The 17,407-nt window shown below is 72.8% G+C and carries 15 protein-coding genes; 7 read left to right on the top strand and 8 right to left on the bottom strand.

What is annotated here, in order from left to right; genetic code table 11:
* Window positions 1-27 precede the first annotated feature (27 nt).
* The gene (locus tag FHR33_RS12510; RefSeq protein WP_183646311.1) at window positions 28-681 is read left to right on the top strand and encodes a hypothetical protein; all 654 of its coding nucleotides are present in this window, start codon (window positions 28-30) and stop codon (window positions 679-681) included.
* On the opposite strand, the gene FHR33_RS12505 is transcribed toward FHR33_RS12510, so the two are convergent.
* From FHR33_RS12505 to FHR33_RS12485, 5 genes are read right to left on the bottom strand one after another with little or no spacing between them, the layout of a single operon-like run.
* Window positions 671-1,048, bottom strand: coding sequence for an SSI family serine proteinase inhibitor (locus FHR33_RS12505; protein WP_183646308.1), 378 nt, complete (start codon window positions 1,046-1,048; stop codon window positions 671-673). The genes FHR33_RS12510 and FHR33_RS12505 overlap by 11 nt on opposite strands.
* Window positions 1,049-1,103: 55 nt before the next feature.
* Window positions 1,104-3,173: a 3-hydroxyacyl-CoA dehydrogenase NAD-binding domain-containing protein gene (locus FHR33_RS12500; protein WP_183646305.1), complete on the bottom strand. Its 2,070-nt coding sequence runs from the start codon at window positions 3,171-3,173 to the stop codon at window positions 1,104-1,106.
* Window positions 3,170-4,354, bottom strand: a complete 1,185-nt coding sequence (locus FHR33_RS12495; RefSeq protein ID WP_183646302.1) for a thiolase family protein — start codon at window positions 4,352-4,354, stop codon at window positions 3,170-3,172. Before FHR33_RS12495 ends, FHR33_RS12500 begins: the two co-directional genes overlap by 4 nt.
* Before the next feature lie 39 nt (window positions 4,355-4,393).
* Window positions 4,394-5,128 (bottom strand): hypothetical protein, encoded by a 735-nt coding sequence (locus tag FHR33_RS12490; protein WP_183646300.1) that lies wholly within the window; start codon window positions 5,126-5,128, stop codon window positions 4,394-4,396.
* A 36-nt stretch (window positions 5,129-5,164) separates the two neighbouring features.
* Window positions 5,165-5,479 (bottom strand): ArsR/SmtB family transcription factor, encoded by a 315-nt coding sequence (locus FHR33_RS12485; RefSeq protein WP_183646297.1) that lies wholly within the window; start codon window positions 5,477-5,479, stop codon window positions 5,165-5,167.
* A gap of 95 nt (window positions 5,480-5,574) precedes the next feature.
* Between FHR33_RS12485 and FHR33_RS12480 the strand changes: the two genes are divergently transcribed.
* The 6 genes from FHR33_RS12480 (at window position 5,575) to FHR33_RS12455 (ending at window position 14,199) form a co-directional block, all read left to right on the top strand.
* Window positions 5,575-6,960, top strand: a complete 1,386-nt coding sequence (locus tag FHR33_RS12480) for an MFS transporter (protein WP_183646294.1) — start codon at window positions 5,575-5,577, stop codon at window positions 6,958-6,960.
* 66 nt (window positions 6,961-7,026) lie between these two features.
* Window positions 7,027-8,412: an FAD-dependent monooxygenase gene (locus FHR33_RS12475; protein WP_183646291.1), complete on the top strand. Its 1,386-nt coding sequence runs from the start codon at window positions 7,027-7,029 to the stop codon at window positions 8,410-8,412.
* A 71-nt stretch (window positions 8,413-8,483) separates the two neighbouring features.
* Window positions 8,484-9,455 (top strand): hypothetical protein, encoded by a 972-nt coding sequence (locus FHR33_RS12470; RefSeq protein ID WP_183646288.1) that lies wholly within the window; start codon window positions 8,484-8,486, stop codon window positions 9,453-9,455.
* A gap of 118 nt (window positions 9,456-9,573) precedes the next feature.
* Window positions 9,574-10,569: a LacI family DNA-binding transcriptional regulator gene (locus tag FHR33_RS12465; protein WP_183646286.1), complete on the top strand. Its 996-nt coding sequence runs from the start codon at window positions 9,574-9,576 to the stop codon at window positions 10,567-10,569.
* The gene (locus tag FHR33_RS12460; protein ID WP_183646284.1) at window positions 10,570-11,358 is read left to right on the top strand and encodes a sugar phosphate isomerase/epimerase family protein; all 789 of its coding nucleotides are present in this window, start codon (window positions 10,570-10,572) and stop codon (window positions 11,356-11,358) included. It abuts the gene before it with no gap.
* A gap of 186 nt (window positions 11,359-11,544) precedes the next feature.
* Entirely contained in the window at window positions 11,545-14,199 is a 2,655-nt protein-coding gene (locus FHR33_RS12455) for a PEP/pyruvate-binding domain-containing protein (RefSeq protein ID WP_183646281.1), read from the top strand.
* A gap of 67 nt (window positions 14,200-14,266) precedes the next feature.
* Here the strand turns inward: FHR33_RS12455 and FHR33_RS12450 are convergent, their stop codons facing one another.
* Genes FHR33_RS12450 through FHR33_RS12440 form a run of 3 tightly spaced genes read right to left on the bottom strand, consistent with a single transcriptional unit; the run spans window position 14,267 to window position 17,393 of the window.
* On the bottom strand, window positions 14,267-15,097 hold the full coding sequence (locus tag FHR33_RS12450; protein ID WP_312895496.1) for a sugar phosphate isomerase/epimerase family protein: 831 nt from the start codon (window positions 15,095-15,097) through the stop codon (window positions 14,267-14,269).
* Window positions 15,094-16,257: a dihydrodipicolinate synthase family protein gene (locus tag FHR33_RS50145; RefSeq protein ID WP_183646275.1), complete on the bottom strand. Its 1,164-nt coding sequence runs from the start codon at window positions 16,255-16,257 to the stop codon at window positions 15,094-15,096. Before FHR33_RS50145 ends, FHR33_RS12450 begins: the two co-directional genes overlap by 4 nt.
* Complete coding sequence (locus FHR33_RS12440; protein ID WP_183646272.1) at window positions 16,254-17,393, bottom strand: Gfo/Idh/MocA family protein; 1,140 nt, start codon at window positions 17,391-17,393, stop codon at window positions 16,254-16,256. The genes FHR33_RS50145 and FHR33_RS12440 overlap by 4 nt, the downstream gene beginning before the upstream one ends.
* Window positions 17,394-17,407: the final 14 nt, after the last annotated feature.

The following is a 17,407-nucleotide window of genomic DNA, read 5'->3' as shown; positions in this document are numbered from 1 at the left end:
CCTCTCGCGCTCCGGTGTATTCGGAGCATGAGACGCATTCTGCTCGTGCTCGCGCTCCTGCTGCCCGGCCTGGCCCTCGCGGCGCCCGCCAGGGCGGGGGGCTGGGCCGCCACCTACCTCGACCCGGTGCCCGCCTCCTTCCAGGCGGAGGCCACCTACACCGTGGGCTTCTGGATGCTTCAGCACGGCACCCATCCCTACGAGGGGCCCGACCTGGGCAAGGTCGGGCTGAAGTTCACCGACGGCGCCAGGAGCCTGGAGTTCACCGGCGTCGAGCTGAAGGAGAAGGCCCACTACGCCGCCGCGCTCGCCCTGCCCGCGGGCCGGTGGAAGGTCGAGGCGATCCAGGGGTGGTTCGCCCCGTTCGAGATCGGCACCCTCCAGGTGCCGGGCGCGCTGGCGGTCAAGCCGCTCGATCCCGAGCTCAAGGCCATGCTCCCGCGCTACCTGGAGATGAACGGCGGCAAGGACCCGTGGGGCCAGGTGCGCCCGCCAGGGTCGTCGAAGGCGGCGGTCGCGCCTGCCGCCGGCACGGTGGCCCCCGCCGCCCCCGCCCCCGCTCCCTCGACCGCGCCGGCCCTGGCCGCCTCCGCCTCGCTCCTGCCCTACGGCGCGGCGCTCGGCCTGCTCGCGGTCGCGGGGGCGGCCTGGCTGGTCCTCCGGCGGCGCGTCAGAGCGTGAAGACCGCTCCGCCTGCGGCCTTCATCAGGCACGCGTTGGAGTAGGTCTTGGTGAAGCGGACGGGCTTGCCCCGCCAGGCGCCCCAGATCTCGACGGTGTGCGGCCTGAACTCCTTGGTGCAGATCGGGTTCTTCCTCACCTCGAGCCTGGCGGGCCTGCCCTTCACCGCGCGCAGCAGGCGGCAGGCCGCCCGGGGCGTGGGGTGGTCGCCCCCGTCGCGGTCGCAGGTGAGCCTGACGGTCTTCGCGGTGTCGGCCACGGTCACCGCCACCTTCAGCGAGGACCTCGGCCGCTGTTCGGCCAGCGCCGGAGCGGTCGCGGCCATCATGAACGCCCCCGTGAGGGCCAGTATCTTGATCGCTCTCATCGCCCCACGCTAGAAGACCACGGCGTGGGGCGAGTCGAGCGAGACCGATCGGGCATCAGGCGGGAACCGAGGCGACTCCGGGCTCGAGGAAGCGCGGCTGGGCGAAGCCCGCGCGGTCGAGGTACGGCGTGACGCCACCGAGGTGGAAAGGCCAGCCCGCGCCGAGGATCATGCACAGGTCGATGTCCTGCGCCGCGGCGACCACGCCCTCGTCCAGCATGATCCTGATCTCCTCGGCCAGCGCCCCCAGGACCCGCTCGCGCACCTGCTCGGCCGTCGAGGGGTGCTCGCCGCCGGCGAACAGCGCCACCGCCTCGGGGTCGAGAGAGAAGTCGGGGGCGTAGACGCCCGGCTTGCCGGAGGCGACCAGCTTGGCCATGTTCTCCGACACCCCGAAGCGGGAGGGGAAGGCCGCGTGCAGCGTCTCCGACACGTGGTGGCCGACCGCAGGGCCGACCAGCTGCAGCAGCGCGAACGGAGACATCGGCAGGCCGAGGTCGTCGAGGGAGTGCTCGGCCAGCTCCAGCGGCGTGCCCTCGTCCACGGCCGCGATGACCTCGCCCATGAAGCGGGTCAGCAGCCTGTTGACGACGAACGCGGGCGCGTCCTTGACCAGCACGGCCGACTTCTTCAGCGACCTGCCCACCGAGAAGGCGGTGGCGAGCGTGGCGTCGTCGGTCGAGTCGCCCTTGATGATCTCCAGCAGCGGCATCACCGCGACCGGGTTGAAGAAGTGGAAGCCGACCAGGCGCTCGGGGTGCCTGAGCTCGGAGCCCATCTCGCTGAGCGAGAGCGAGGAGGTGTTGGTCGCCAGCACGCACTCGGCCGAGACGTGCTCCTCGACCTCGGCGAAGACCTTTTTCTTGACGCCCATGTCCTCGAAGACGGCCTCGATGACGAAGTCGGCGTCGGCGAAGGCGTCCTTGGTCAGCGACCCGGTCACCAGCGCCTTGAGCCTGTTGGCGTGGTCCTGGCTGACCCTGCCCTTGGACAGCAGCTTGTCCACCTCGGCGTGCACGTAGCCGACGCCCTTGTCCAGGCGGGCCTGGTCGAGGTCGGTCAGCACGACGGGCACCTCGAGGCGGCGGGCGAACAGCAGCGCCATCTGCGAGGCCATCAGGCCCGCGCCCACCACGCCGACCTTGGTGACCTTGCGGGCCAGCGCCTTGTCGGGTGCGCCCGCGGGTCGCTTGGCCCTGCGCTGCACCAGGTCGAAGGCGTAGAGCCCGGCCCGCAGCTCGTCGCCCATGAGCAGGTCGGCCAGCGCCTCGTCCTCGGCGGCGAACCCGGCGTCGCGGGAGGCGTCCTTCGCCGATGCGATGAGGTCGAGCGCCCGGTAGGGAGCGGGGGCCGCGCCGCGCAGCTTCATGTCGACCAGGAAGCGGGCGTCGGCGACGGCCTTGTCCCAGTCCTCCTCGATCGCGGGCCGCTCGACCGTGACCGAGCCGCCCAGCACCTGGGCGGCCCAGCGCAGTGACTCCTCGAGGAAGTCGGCGGGCTCGAACATCGCGTCGGCGACGCCGAGCGCGAACGCGTCGCGCCCCTTGATCATGCGGTTCTGCGACAGCGGGTTCTCGACGATGAGCTTGATCGCCTTGGCCGGGCCTATCAGGCGGGGGAGCAGCTGGGTGCCGCCCCATCCCGGCACCAGGCCGAGGAAGCACTCGGGCAGCGCCACGGCGGGCACGCCCGAGGAGATGGTGCGGTAGGTGCAGTGCAGCGCGATCTCCAGGCCGCCGCCCATGGCCGCGCCGTTGACGAAGGCGAAGCTCGGCACGTCCAGCTCGCCGAGGCGGCGGAAGACCTCGTGACCCAGCCTGCCGATCTGCAGCGCCTCCTCGCGGGTGCGCACCAGCGCCGCGCCCTTGAGGTCGGCGCCGACCGCGAAGATGAACGGCTTGCCGGTGACGCCGACGGCCGCCAGGTCGGTCCTGGCCGCGATCGCGTCGATCGCCTCGTTCAGCAGCGTCAGCCCGGCGGGGCCGAAGGTGTTCGGCTTGGTGTGGTCGAAGCCGTTGTCGAGGGTGATCAGCGCCATCGTGCCCGCGCCGTGGGGCAGCTCGACGTCGCGCACCAGGGCCTTGGTGACCACTTCGCCGGCGAAAAGGTCGTTGATGTTGCTCATGCCAGGTTCTCCCAAATGACCGTGCCGCCCATGCCCATGCCGACGCACATGGTGGTGATGCCGTAGCGCACGTCGGGCCGCTCGCCGAACTGGCGGGCCAGCTGCGTCATCAGCCGCACGCCTGAGGAGGCCAGCGGGTGGCCGAAGGCGATCGCGCCGCCGTAGGCGTTGACCTTCTCGGAGTCCTCGGGGATGCCGAAGTGGTCGAGGAAGGCGAGCACCTGGACGGCGAAGGCCTCGTTGATCTCGAACAGGCCGATGTCGTCGATGGACAGGCCCGCCAGGCGCAGCGCCCGCTCGGTCGAGGGGATCGGGCCGACGCCCATGACCTCGGGGTCGACGCCGGCGAAGGCGTAGGAGACCAGGCGCATCTTGGGCGTGAGCCCGAGCTCGGCGGCCACGTCGGCGGCGGCCAGGACGCAGCCGGTGGCGCCGTCGTTGATGCCGGAGGAGTTGCCCGCCGTGACGCGGCCGTGGGCGCGGAAGGGCGTCTTCAGCCCGGCCAGGCCCTCGACGGTGGTGCCGGGGCGCGGCGCCTCGTCGGCGACCGCGAGCCCCCAGCCCTTCTCGGCCGTCCTGATGGCCGTGGGCACCAGGTCGGGCTGGATCTTGCCGTCGGCGTAGGCCTTGGCGACCTTCTCCTGCGACAGCGCGGCGTAGGCGTCGGCGCGCTCCTTGCTGATGGCCGGGTAGCGGTCGTGCAGGTTCTCCGCGGTCATGCCCATGACCAGCGCGCTGCCGTCCACGAGCTTCTCCGACAGGAAACGGGGGTTGGGGTCGACGCCCTCGCCCATCGGGTGGCGGCCCATGTGCTCGACGCCGCCGGCGATGGCCACGTCGTACGCGCCGAAGGCGATGCCGCCGGCGACCGAGGTCACCGCGGTCATCGCGCCCGCGCACATGCGGTCGATCGCGTAGCCGGGCACGCTCTTGGGCAGCCCCGCCAGCACCGCCGCCGAGCGGCCGATCGTCAGGCCCTGGTCGCCGATCTGGGTGGTCGCCGCGATCGCGACCTCGTCCACCCGCTCGGGAGGAAGGTTCGGATTGCGCCTGATGAGCTCACGGATGACGCGGACGACCAGGTCGTCAGCGCGGGTTTCCGCGTACAGGCCCTTGGGCCCCGACTTGCCGAACGGCGTGCGAACGCCGTCGACGAAAACGACGTCACGAGAGGAAGGCACGGATTCGCTCCTCGTTGCAGGACTGGTTCGCCCCCTATGCTACTCATGAGTAACTAGTCCTTCCTGTCGCCGGGTTCCCGCCCATGCCGCCAGCAGGCAGGCGAGGGTCAGGGCGAGCAGGGCGCACAGCAGCCAGGTGGCCGGCTCCCACAGGTGGGCGCGGGCCGCCACGAGCGCGCAGGTGGCCGCCGCCGCCCCCGCCCACGCCGGGCGGCGCTCCCGGCCGGGCCCCCGGTGTCCCGGATCCCACGGGTCGCCGGGGGAGGCGGCCGCGTGCGCCAGGGTGTCGCGCATCCACCAGATCGCGAAGAACACCGCTGCGGCCAGCCCGGCCAGCGCGACGACCTCGATCGCCTGGCTCATCGCCGTGGCCAGGCCGTACAGCGCGGACTCCCTGAACAGGCGCGGCACGGTGAAGCCGAGCAGCAGGGTCACCGCCCAGCCCGCGGCGATCCCCAGCCTGGAGGCCGCCTGCCGAGGCCCTGACGAGACCTTGGCGTAGAGCGCCTGCTCGCGCACGCGCACCCGGCGCGAGCGCGCGCCCCAGGCCGCCTGTGTCAACGCCATGGCCGGGACGGCCAGCGCGAGCACGGCCAGCGCCAGCCACGCGAAGGGCCGCGTGCCCTCCCTGGTCGGCGCCCGCTCGGCCAGCATCTGCGCCGTGGCGAGCGAGGCGATCGAGGCGACGAGCACGGCCACGGCCAGGCGCCGGGCCGACCGGGCGTGGGCGCGCAGGCCCGCGATGGCGTCCGCGCCGGGATGGGTGGTAACCATGCCGGTCATCATGGCCGCCGCGGGCTCCCGCTTCGTTCACATCGCGTGGGATTCCTGGACCACCAGGTCGAGCAGGCCGGGGAAGCGGGCGTCGAGGTCGGCGCGGCGCAGGGTGATGAAGAGCTTGCGCCCCTCGGGGCGCTGGACGATGACCCCGGCCTCCCTCAGCACGCGCCAGTGGTTGGTCAGCGTGGACTTGGGGACGTCGGGCAGGACCGAACCGCAGAACATCTCCGTGTCGGGCGGCTGCGCCGAGAGCGTGCGGACGATCTGGGCCCGCACCGGGTGGCCGAGCGCGGCCAGGACCTCGACCAGCTGGATCTGCTCTCTCGTGGGATGAAGCGCCGTCATCCAACCATTGTACGGAACTATCGAACTTGACGCCTGTCGTTCGATCGTACGAGAATCTCGTACTGTTCGTATTTCCCGGACGGTTGAAGGATTCCATGCCGCACACCCGCTGGACGCTCGCCCTGCTGGCGCTCTCGCAGCTCATCACCGCACTCGACTTCTTCATCGTGGTCGTCGCCCTGCCCGACATCGGCAGCGACCTCGGCTTCTCCGCGCAGAGCCTGCAATGGGTCTCCAGCGCCTACGCCGTCGCCTACGGCGGCTTCCTGCTGCTCGGCGGGCGGCTGGCCGACCTGGCCGGGCGGCGCAGGATGTTCGTCGCCGCGCTGGCGCTGTTCGCCCTCTCCTCCCTGGCGGCGGGGCTGGCCACAGGACCCGCCGCCCTGGTCGTGATCAGGGCCGTGCAGGGCCTGGGCGGCGCGCTGCTCTTCCCCGCCACGCTCTCCCTGGTCAACACCCTGTTCGAGGAGGGCAGGGCGCGCAACGCGGCGCTGGCGGTCTGGAGCGGCGCGGGAGCCAGCGGCCTGGCGCTCGGCTCCCTGCTCGGTGGTCTGCTGACCGGCGCCTTCGGCTGGGAGGCGGTCTTCTACGTGAACGTGCCGCTGGCGGTGCTGGCCATCGCGGCCGCCTACGCGCTGATCCCCTCCGACGGCCCCCGTGAGCGCGGCAGGCGCCTCGACCTTCCGGGCGCGGTGCTGGCCACGGCGGGAGTGAGCCTGCTGGCCTTCGCCCTCATTCAGGGCCCCGAGAGCGGCTGGGACTCCGCGCCGGTGCTGGGCGCCTTCGTCGCGGCCACCGTCCTGCTGGCCGCCTTCGTCGCCGTCGAGCGCGGCAGCGGCGACCCGCTCATGCCGCTGCGCCTGTTCCGCAACCGCAGCCTCACCCCCGCGATCGTGGTCATCCTCGTCTTCGGCGGCACCTTCAACGCCCTGCCGTACTTCCTGACCGTCTACTTCCAGACCGTGCTCGGCTACGGCGTGGTGACCACGGGCCTGGCCTTCCTGCTGCCCTCCCTGCTGATCGCGCTGGGCACCCAGCTCGGCGGCAGGCTGGCGGGGCGCATCGGGATGCGCGCCACCCTGCTCATCGGCACGCTCGGCGGCGCGGCAGGCACCGCGCTGCTGGCGCTCGGGGTGAGCGAGGGCGGCAGCTACTGGAGCGCGCTGCCCGGCATCGTGGTCATGGGCGTCAGCCAGGGCTTCACCTGGACCGGCATGTGGATCGCCGCCGCCACCGGCGTGGCCCCCGCCCAGCAGGGAGTGGCCTCGGGCATGGCCTCCACCGCGCTGCAGGTCGGCTCGGCCATCGGCCTGGCGGTGCTCGTCGCGGTGGGCGGCGTCGGCGAGGCCACCGGCGCGGCGCTGGCGGGAGGGGTGCGCACGGCCGTGCTGGTCGCGGCGGCCGGCATGCTGCTCGGCGCGCTCGTCTCGCTCGCCTTCGCCAGGAAGGCGCGGCCCGGGCTGCGCCCCGCCGTCGTCTGACGCAACCACCACACCGCCAGCGGTGTTCAGCACATCGTCGCGCGTACTCACCAGAGGAGACCTCACATGTTCGATGTCGCCGTCGTCGGCGGCGGTCCCGTCGGCATGCTGCTCGCCGCCGAACTCGCCCTCCAGGAGGTCGACGTCGTGGTGGTGGAGCGGCGGGCCGTACCGTCGGCGGAGTCCAGGGCGGGCACGCTGCATGCGCGCACCGCGCAGAGCCTGGAGCGGCGCGGGCTGCTGGCCGAGGTGGGCCACTCCACCTGGGGGAGCGTGCGCTTCCACTTCTCCGGCATGTTCGGGCTCGACCTGGGCGCGGTCGTCGAGGACAGCCCGACGCTCGTGGGCAGCCCGCAGGCGTGGGCCGAGCATGTCTTCGCCGAGCGGGCCGTCTCGCTCGGCGCCACGATCCTGCGCGGGCAGGAGGTCACCGGCCTGGTCCAGCACGACGACCACGTGCGCCTGTCCAACGGTGTCGAGGCCCGCTACGTGGTGGGCTGCGACGGCGCCCGCAGCGCCGTCCGCAAGGCCGCGGGCATCCGGTTCACCGGCAGCGGCGCGCGCGTGGCCGCCCTCATGGGAGAGGTACGGCTGCCGCCTGGCCTGCCCGGCGGCTACCACAGGACCCCGCGAGGCTGGCTCATCGTCTGGCCTGGCGGCAGGATCACCACCTACGACTACAGGGGGCCGCACCCCGACAGGGACGCCCCCGTCACGCTCGAGGAGCTGATGGAGGCGGCCGAGCACATCGCGGGCTTCCCCGTCCCGATGTCGGAGCCGCGCAGCCTCACCAGGTACGGCGACGCCTCCCTGCAGGCCGAGACCTATCGCAGCGGCCGGGTGCTGCTGGCCGGCGACGCCGCGCACGTCCACTTCCCGTGGGGCGGCCAGGGGCTCAACACCGGCCTCGAGGACGCCTTCAACCTGGGCTGGAAGCTGGCCGCGCAGGTGAAGGGCAGGGCGCCCGAGGGGCTGCTCGACACCTACCACGCCGAGCGGCACCCCGTCGGTGCGAGGGTGCGGTGGAACGTGGCGGCGCAGAACGCGCTGGCCGACCCCGATCCCCGCATGGACCCGCTGCGCGAGCTGTTCGCCGAGCTGATGCGCCTCGACCAGGTCAACGCCTATCTCAGCGGCATGGTCAGCGGCGTGGACACCGTCTACGACGTCGGGGTGCCCGGCGCCGGCTGGATGGCGCCCGATCTCGCCGTCGAGACCGACGGGGGCAGGGTCACGCTGGTCGAGCTGCTGAGGAGGGGGCGCACGCTCTTCCTCGACCTGGCGGGAAGGGACGACCTGGTCTCGGCCGTCGGCTCGCGGGCCGAGGTCGTCAGAGGGAAGGCCGACAGCCCCTTCGAAGCCCTGCTGATCAGGCCGGACGGCTACGTGGCGTGGACCTCGGAGGCGGGGGACGCGGCACTACCTGGAGCACTAGATCGCTGGAACTTGTGAAATATCCGGACAAAAAGTGGTGGGGTCTGTTAGGAAGGTGCGCGATCAAGTAAGCACTAGAGAGGTTCACCGTGGCGCGCGACGAGAACGACAGGCCCGAGATGACCGGGGACGTGCTGTCGGACCGCTGGACCCCTGACTCGGCCGACACCGACGAGCAGCCCGCCGTCGATGCGGAGGGAGAGCCGCGGACGCCCGACCAGGCGCCCGCGCCCGCCCAGGCCGCCGCTCCGCCCGCCCCGACCACCCAGCAGATCCCTCCCGAGGCCGCCGACGTCCTCGTCGCCGCCGGTCCGGCCGACCCCGTCGCCGCCGAGGACGTCCCGCTGGTGACGGTCCTGGACACGCCGCCCGTGGTCGCGCTGGACGTGCCTGACACCGAGGCGCAGTACCTGCCCCTCGACCAGGGTTACGACGTGTCGGGCGACTCCTCCCCCCGGGGCTTCCTCGGCTCGGGATGGACCGAGGACAGCGCGGCGCCCGAGCGTGAGGTGCGCAGGCGCACCAGACTCCTGCTGGCGGGCGCCGCGGCCGTCGTGGTGATCGGAGCGGCGGGCGGCTGGATGCTGACCGGCTCGGGCGGCGACTCCTGCGCGGGCGGAGCGTGCGCCTCCAGCCGTTCGCTGGAGCCCGTCGCCACCGACGCTCCCATCGAGCAGACCGAGACCGACGCCGTGGTGGAGCCGCCGCTTGACCCGTCCCAGACGCCCGAGGCGTCCGCGACGGTCAGTGAGAGCCCCGAGCCGGTGGCTCGCGTCCGGCCGACCAGGACGCCCACGCCGAGGCCGACGGTGAGCCGCGCCGTCGCCCCCGCCACCCGCAAGCCGAGCGCCACCCCCGTGCGCTCGCTCAAGGACGATACCGCCAGGGACGGGACGTCGAAGACGGAGTCCCCCTCGGAGTCCAGGTCCGAGGCCCCCTCGTCCTCGGACAGCACCGAGGCGCCTCCGGCCGCCACCGAGCAGCCCGCGCCCGCTCCCACGCAACAGCAGCCCGCCGAGGAGCCGCGCAGGGGCGGACTCCTGGACTGGCTGTTCGGCTAGCACGCCCTTCCCGGCAGCCGCCTTCCCCGAGGGGGAGGGCGGCTGCCGTCGTCATTACCGTACGATCGCGCGAAGGCCGCCGGTCTGACAGACTGGAAATCGCTTTCCGGGAGGGCTCATGGTCACGTTGGAGGACGTCGCCAAACAGGCGGGCGTCTCGCTCGCCACCGCCTCGCGCGTGCTGAACGGCAGCACCCGCCAGGTGGGCGCCTCCCTGCGCGCCCGGGTCGAGCAGGCCGCGGCCGAGCTCGGCTACCGCACCAACTTCGCGGCGCAGACGCTGGCCCGCGGCGCCAGCAAGGTCATCGGCATCGTGGTTCACGACCTCACCGACCCCTACTTCGCCGCGCTGGCCGACGGCGCCATGCGGGTGGCCGCCGAGGAGGGCCTGCTGGTCATGGTGGGCACCACGCACCGCGATCCCGAGCAGGAGATCGCCTACGTCGCCTCGCTCAACGCGCAGCGGGTGCGGGCCGTCCTGCTGGCCGGATCGAGGGTGGACGACCCGCACGTCACAGGGAGGCTGCGCGAGGAGCTCGGCCGCTACCTCGACAGCGGCGGCAGGGTGGCCTGCGTCGGCCAGGACCTGCTCGACGTCGACACCGTCGCCCCCGCCAACCGTGAAGGCGCCGCCGACCTGGCCAGGTCGCTGGCCGCGCTCGGCCACACCCGCTTCGCCGTGCTGGCCGGGCCCCCTGGGCTGCTGACCGCCGCCGACCGGTGCGCCGGCTTCACCGGCGCGCTCGCCGAGCTGGGGCTGCCCGAGCCGCTGGTGCTCCACGGCCCCTTCGACCGCGACGGCGGCTACGAGGCGGCGGCCAGGACGGGCGAGGCGACTTGCGTGTTCGCGGTCAACGACGTGATGGCGGTCGGCGCGCTGGCCTCCTACCGCGACAGGGGCGTCAGGGTGCCGCAGGACGTGTCCGTGGCCGGCTTCGACGACATCACGACCCTGCGCGACCACGTGCCCGCTCTCACGACGGTACGGCTGCCGCTGGCCGACATGGGGGCGAGAGCGCTGGCCATGGCGCTCGACCTCGGCGAGGAGGCGCGGGTGGAGCGGGTGAGCGGTGAGGTGGTCATGCGTGAGAGCGTCAGAGCAGTGGAGGCATAAGTGAGGCTCGCGGTCAGCACCCTGGGAATGCCGGGGCAGGACCTGACGTCGTCGATCTCGATCGCGGCGGCGGGGAAGTGTGAAGGGCTCGAACTGCGGCTGCATCCCGACACGGGTGTGCACGCGGGGCTGGCGGCCGAGGAGCGGAAGGCGGTGCTGCGGCAGATCACCGACGCGGGCCTCACCGTCGCCGCCCTGGCGGGATATGTCGGTATATGCGACTCCGGGGTGGCGGACACCGACGCCGTCAAGGCCCTCCTGGCCGATCTCCGCCTGGCGGCCGATCTCGAGGCGCAGGGCGTGCGGGTCTTCCCGCGCGGGGACGATCCCGCCGTGGGCGCCCGCCGCCTGCGCGCCGTCGCCGACGAGGCCGCCGCCCTGGGCGTGCGCGTGTTCGTCGAGACCCACGACAAGATGGCCACCGGCGCGGCCGTGGCCAGGCTGCTCGATCTCACCGGCAGGCCCGACGCCGCCGTCGCGCTCTGGGACCTGCTGCACCCGTGGCGGCACGGGGAGTCTCCCGCGCAGAGCCTGGCGGCGCTGGCTCCCCACCTGGCCTACGTCCAGGTGAAGGACGCCGTCTCCGCCACCGACACCACGCCCGTCCCCATGGGCTCGGGCAGCGTGCCGCTGGAGGAGGCGGGAGAGCTGCTGCGGGCGCACGGCTACGACGGGTGGGTCTCCCTGGAGTGGGAGCGCACCTGGTATCCGCAGGTCGCCCCGGTCGAGGAGATCCTGCCAGGCGCGGCGGCGTGGGTGCGCCGCCACGCCCCCGCCGCAGCCTCGTGAGCGGCGCCTCCCCGGCCGTACGGCCCGAGGTACTGGTCGTGGGCATCCTGGGGTGATCAGGCGCGAAGGACAGAAGTTCATCACTTGATGAATTTTTTTGCGGAAAGGCATTCCGCCATGCCGCCGTGCGCTGCAGACTCTGACGAACAGGGTGAGTAGCACGACTGACGGCAAGGGGAACGCCCGATGAAGACCGCAAGCGCATCGCTCGCACTCGGGTTCGGCGACATCGACGCGGCGATGCTCGCCGAGGTCGGCGGCAAGGCGGCGAACCTGGGTGAGCTGACCAGGGCCGGCCTGCCGGTGCCCCCCGGCTGCTGCCTGACCACGCGGGCCTACCACCGCGTCGCCGAGGGGGCCGGCCTCAAGGAGGTCATCGCCGAGCTGGCGGGCACGGCGGCGGCGGACACCCCCGCGCTGGCCGAACTGGCGGGCAGGGCGAGAGCGCTGCTGCTGCAGGCCCCGGTCCCCGAGGAGGTGCGCGCCGCCATCGCCGAGTGCTACGCGCGGCTCGGCGAGGGGGCGGCGGTGGCGGTGCGGTCGTCGGCGACGGCCGAGGACCTGCCGTACGCGAGCTTCGCGGGTCAGCAGGACACCTACCTCAACGTCGTCGGGGCCGAGGCCGTGCAGGATGCCGTCCGCCGCTGCTGGGCCTCTCTCTGGACCGACAGGGCGGTGGCCTACCGCGCCTCCAACGGGATCGACCACGCCGCGGTACGGCTGGCGGTCGTGCTCCAGCGGATGGTCGAGGCCGAGGTGGCGGGTGTGATGTTCACCGCCAACCCGGTGACGGGGCGCCGCCGCGAGGCCGTCATCGACGCCGCTCCCGGGCTCGGCGAGGCCGTGGTGTCCGGGGCGGTCAACCCCGACAGGTTCGTGGTGGACCTGGCGAGCACGCGGATCGTCGAGCGCAGGATCGGCGACAAGCGGGTGGCGATCCGCTCGCTGCCCGGAGGCGGCACCGAGCGGATCGAGACCCCCTCGGACGAGCCGTGCCTCACCGACGAGCGCGTGCGCGCGCTGGCCGCGCTGGGCGCCAGGGTGGAGGACCACTACGGCTCCCCGCAGGACACCGAGTGGGCGATCGACGCCGACGGCACGCTCTGGCTCACCCAGGCCAGGCCGATCACCACCCTCTACCCCGTGCCCGAGACCAACAAGGACGGCCTGCGCGTCTACTTCTCGGTGAACGTCGCCCAGGGCGTCATGCGCCCGTTCACCCCGATGGGGATGGCGGCCTTCGAACTGGTGAGCGCGGGCGCGGCGGCCCTGTGCGGCTTCCCACCCGCCGACCGGCTGGCCGGAGCGCCCATCATGGTCGAGGCGGGGCAGCGGCTGTTCCTCGACATCACGCCCGCCGTCCGGAGCAGGGCGGGCCGGACGATCCTGCCGCGGATGCTCGCCGTCGGCGAGGCCCGCGCGGGGGTGATCTTCCAGCAGGTCGCGCAGGACCCCAGGCTCTCGGTCACCAGCACCTCGATGCTCCCCCTCATCCGTACGGCGATGCGGGCGGCCGGCCGCGTCGGCGCGCCCGAGCGCGTGGCCCTCGCGCTGGCCAGGCCGCGGGCGGCGCTCGCCTTCACCAGGCGTCTTGGAGAGAAGCTGGAGGCCAGGCTGGCGATCAGTCCGGACGCCACCGCCGAGCAGCGGCTCGACCACGCCGAGCGGGTGCTGCGCGGCACGTTCCCGACGATCCTGTCGATCATGCCGATCGCCATCGCCGGCTACGCGGGCCTGGGCCTTGCGGGGAAGCTGTCGGGCGCGAAGGGCGAGCAGCTGCAGGCCGTCCTGCGCAGCCTGCCGAACAACCCCACCACCGAGATGGACCTGGAGCTGTGGCACCTGGCCAGGGACATCGCCGCCGACCCCGAGGCGGCCGGCCAGTTCAGGTCCGCGCGGGTGAGCGAGCTCGCCGACGCCTACGAGCGCGGCGAGCTCAGGGCGCAGCGGGCGGTCGCGGGCTTCCTGTCCAGGTACGGCCACCGCGGCGTCGCCGAGATCGACCTGGGCATGCCGCGCTGGTCCGACGAGCCCGCGCACATCCTCGGCGTGCTGGCCAACTACCTGCGCCTCGACAACGAGGACCTGGCGCCGGACGCGATGTTCGCCAGGGGCGCCCAGGAAGCCGAGCGGGCGGTGCGGACGATCGTCGCCATGGCCGCGGCCAAGGGCAGGCTCCGAGGACGGCTGGCGGCCTTCGCCCTGCGCAGGACCAGGATGTTCGCGGGGCTGCGCGAGCTGCCGAAGTACTACGCGGTCGAGGTGCTGGCCGCGGTACGGCGCAGCATGCGCGTGGTGGGCGAGGAACTGGTGGCCAAGGACGTGCTCGACAGCGCCGACGACGTCTACTTCCTCGACCTGCGCGAGACGCGCCAGGCGCTGACCGGCGGCTCGCTGAGAGAGCTGGTGGCCGGGCGCAGAGCCGCCTACGAGCAGGAGGTGCGCCGCCGTCACGTGCCCAGGATGCTGCTGTCCGACGGCACCGAGCCGGAGGCGCTGGCGGTCAGGGCCGAGACGGGGGAGGGCGCGCTCACCGGCACCCCCGCCTCGGCGGGGACGGTCACAGGGACCGCCAGGGTGGTGCTCGACCCGATCGGCGCGCACCTGGAGCCGGGTGAGATCCTCGTCGCGCCCTCCACCGACCCGGGCTGGACGCCGCTGTTCCTGACGGCGGGAGGGCTGGTGATGGAGATGGGCGGCTCGATGTCGCACGGCGCGGTGGTGGCCAGGGAGTACGGCATCCCCGCGGTCGTCGGGGTGGCCGACGCCACGCACGCGATCGTCACAGGCGCGACGATCACCGTGGACGGCTCAGGCGGGATCGTCTCGATCGCCGGCTGAGCCCTGTCACCTCCGGGGGCGCCCTGGCGCCGGTTTCCTGGCGCCCGGCGCCCGGGAGGAGGCGGCGTCAGGCGACGAGGGCGGCGAAGCGCTCCTTCATCGTCGCCATCACCGTGTCGGGCTCGGCCGCCCACACGTCGGCGTTGAAGATCTCCACCTCGATGTCGCCGGTGTAACCCGCCTCCAGCACCGCCTTCGTGAGCGGCGCGAAGTCGATCACGCCGTCGCCCATCATGCCCCTGCCGAGCAGCACGTCGGAGGGGAGCGGCTGCAGGAAGTCGCACACCTGGTAGGAGGCGATCCGCTCGCCCGCCCGCGCGATCTGCTCGTACACCGAGGGGTCCCACCACACGTGGAAGGTGTCGACGACCACTCCCACCTGCGACGACGGGTACGGCGAGGCCAGGTCGAGCGCCTGGCCGAGGGTCGAGAGCACGGCCCTGTCGGCGCAGTACATCGGATGCAGCGGCTCCAGCGCCAGCCGTACCCCCCGCTCGCCCGCGTAGGGCGCCAGCACCGACAGCGCCTCGGCCACCTGGGCGCGCGCGCCCGCCAGGTCGCGGGAGAAGCCCTCGGAGGGAGCCTGGCCCGCGGGGATGCCGGGCAGGCCGCCGACGACCATCACCAGGCAGGCCGCGCCGAGCTCGGCGGCCTCGTCGATCGCCCGCAGGTTGTCGTCGAGCGCCTCCTTCGAGCCGCTGGTCAGGAAGCCGCCCCTGCACAGCGACGAGACCCGCAGGCCCGCGTCGCGCACCAGCCTGACCGACTCGGCCAGGCCCTGCGCGGCGACCTCCTGCCGCCACAGCCCGATCGCCTCGAGGCCGTGCCTGACGCACCCGTCGACGGCCTCGGCCACCGTCCACCGCTTGGTGGTCCACTGGTTCAGTGCCGGTTTCACAGCCCGTTCACCGCCAGCAGCGACCGCATCCGGTGGACGGCCAGCTCCTGGTCGGCCAGTAGGCCGGCCCGGTCGGCCAGCGTGAACACCTCGCACAGGTGCGGGAGCGACCTGGCCGCCTGGGCGCCGTTGACCATGGCGAAGGCGTCCTGGTGGCCGTTGAGCCAGGCCAGGAAGACGATGCCGGTCTTGTAGTTGTAGGTGGGCGTCTCGAAGATCTTGCGCGACAGCGGCACCGTCGGGGCGAGGATCTCGTCGTAGTGGGCCAGCAGCCGCTCGCGGGCGTCCTCGGTGCAGGCGGCCTCCGCCGCGTCGAGCACCTGCAGGGCGGCCGCCGCCGCGGGCGCGATCGCGTCGAAGATGCCGAGCAGCGCGTGCGAGCCGGTCCTGATCAGCGAGGGGTAGTTGAAGTCGTCACCTGTGTAGAGCTTGACGCCCTCGGGCAGTGCGGCCCGCAGCGCCACCTCGTGCTCCTCGTCCAGCAGCGACACCTTGACGCCTTCGACGGAGGAGGCGTGCGCGTGGATCAGCTCGAGGAAGGACTCGGTGGCCCGCGAGACGTCGCGCGAGCCCCAGTAGCCGGCCAGCTGGGGGTCGAACATCTCGCCCAGCCAGTGCAGGATCACCGGGCGGCCCGCCACGCCGAACAGCTTGCCGTACACCTGGTGGTAGTCGGCGGGGCCGGTGGCGACGCGGGCCAGCTGGCGGGAGGCCATCACGATCACGCCCGCGCCCGCGTCGCGCACGGTCTCGATCTGCTCGGTGTAGGCGGCGGTGATCTCGTCGAGGGTGGCAGCCTGCGGCGCGTGGTCGGTGCCCGCGCCGCAGGCCACCAGCTCGGCGGCGTCGCCGAAGGAGCGGGCCTCCTCGGCGCTGCGTCTGATCAGCGAGCGGGTGGCCGCCCAGTCGAGGCCCATGTTGCGCTGCGCGGTGTCCATGGCGTCGGCGACGCGCAGGCCGTGCGACCACAGATGACGCCTGAAGCGCAGCGTCGCCTCCCAGTCGACCGCGGCGGGGGAGCCCGGGGTGTTGTCGCCCAGCGGGTCGGCGACCACGTGGGCGGCCGCGTAGACGACGCGGCTGGTGGCCGGCCGCTCGACGACCGGCCAGACGACGGGCTCGGCGAGCGTGTAGGGGCCCGAGGGCAGGTCGATCCTCACTGCTCCTCCAGCGCGATCCTGCGGCCCTCCGCCGAGCTGCGCAGACCGAGCTCGGCCAGCCGCACGCCGCGCGCGCCCGAGGCGAAGTCGTAGGGGAAGGGGGCGTCCTCCACGACGTGCCTGACGAACAGCTCCCACTGCGTCTTGAAGCCGTTGTCGAAGTCGGCGTTGTCGGGCACCTCCTGCCAGTCGTCGCGGAAGCGCGCGGTGACGGGCAGGTCGGGGTTCCAGACCGGCTTGGGCGTGGTGGCGCGGCTCTGCACGCGGCAGTTGCGCAGGCCCGCGACGGCGCTGCCGTGCGTGCCGTCCACCTGGAACTCCACCAGCTCGTCACGGTTCACCCTGACCGCCCACGAGGAGTTGATCTGCGCGATGATGCCGCCCTTCAGCTCGAAGACGCCGTAGGCGGCGTCGTCGGCGGTCGCCTCGTAGGTGCGGCCCTGCTCGTCGACGCGTGAGGGGATGTGCGTGACGGCCTTGGCGTAGACCGACTCGACCTCGCCGAACAGGTTCTCCAGCACGTAGTGCCAGTGCGGGAACATGTCGAGGATGATGCCGCCGCCGTCGGCCGAGCGGTAGTTCCACGAGGGCCGCTGCGCGCTCTGCCAGTCGCCCTCGAAGACCCAGTAGCCGAACTCGCCGCGCACCGACAGGATGCGGCCGAAGAAGCCGCCGTCGATGAGCCGCTTCAGCTTGAGCAGGCCGGGCAGGAACAGCTTGTCCTGCACGACGCCGTTCTTGATCCCCTTGGCCTTGGCCGCCTCGGCCAGCGCCACGGCCTCCTGCACGGTCTCGGCGGTGGGCTTCTCCGCGTAGACGTGCTTGCCCGCCTCGATCGCCTTCAGCACCGACTTGACCCGCGCCTGCGTGACCTGGGCGTCGAAGTAGACGTCGGCCTGCTCGAGGGCGGCGTCGAGGTCGGTGGTGTAGTCGGCGATGCCGTGCTTGCCTGCGAGGTCGGCGAGCTTTGCCTCGCTGCGGCCGACCAGGATGGGGCGCAGGACGACCCTGTCGCCGTCGGAGAGCGTCACGCCGCCCTGCTCGTTGATGGCCAGGACCGACCGGACCAGATGCTGGCGGTAGCCCATCCGCCCGGTGACGCCGTTCATCACGACGCTGATGGTGCGCACGCTCATGTGACCTCTCCTAA

This window comes from Nonomuraea dietziae (genome assembly GCF_014195505.1).
Lineage (GTDB): Bacteria > Actinomycetota > Actinomycetes > Streptosporangiales > Streptosporangiaceae > Nonomuraea > Nonomuraea roseola.
This window is presented reverse-complemented; position numbering and strand designations above follow the sequence as displayed.

Coding starts and splice junctions, on each gene's coding strand:
- FHR33_RS12475 (WP_183646291.1), top strand. CDS start 7,027: ATGTTCGATGTCGCCGTCGTCGGCGGCGGTCCCGTCGGCATGCTGCTC.
- FHR33_RS12500 (WP_183646305.1), bottom strand. CDS start 3,173: ATGAGCAACATCAACGACCTTTTCGCCGGCGAAGTGGTCACCAAGGCC.
- FHR33_RS12510 (WP_183646311.1), top strand. CDS start 28: ATGAGACGCATTCTGCTCGTGCTCGCGCTCCTGCTGCCCGGCCTGGCC.
- FHR33_RS12465 (WP_183646286.1), top strand. CDS start 9,574: ATGGTCACGTTGGAGGACGTCGCCAAACAGGCGGGCGTCTCGCTCGCC.
- FHR33_RS12440 (WP_183646272.1), bottom strand. CDS start 17,393: ATGAGCGTGCGCACCATCAGCGTCGTGATGAACGGCGTCACCGGGCGG.
- FHR33_RS12505 (WP_183646308.1), bottom strand. CDS start 1,048: ATGAGAGCGATCAAGATACTGGCCCTCACGGGGGCGTTCATGATGGCC.
- FHR33_RS12480 (WP_183646294.1), top strand. CDS start 5,575: ATGCCGCACACCCGCTGGACGCTCGCCCTGCTGGCGCTCTCGCAGCTC.
- FHR33_RS12490 (WP_183646300.1), bottom strand. CDS start 5,128: ATGGTTACCACCCATCCCGGCGCGGACGCCATCGCGGGCCTGCGCGCC.
- FHR33_RS12485 (WP_183646297.1), bottom strand. CDS start 5,479: ATGACGGCGCTTCATCCCACGAGAGAGCAGATCCAGCTGGTCGAGGTC.
- FHR33_RS12455 (WP_183646281.1), top strand. CDS start 11,545: ATGAAGACCGCAAGCGCATCGCTCGCACTCGGGTTCGGCGACATCGAC.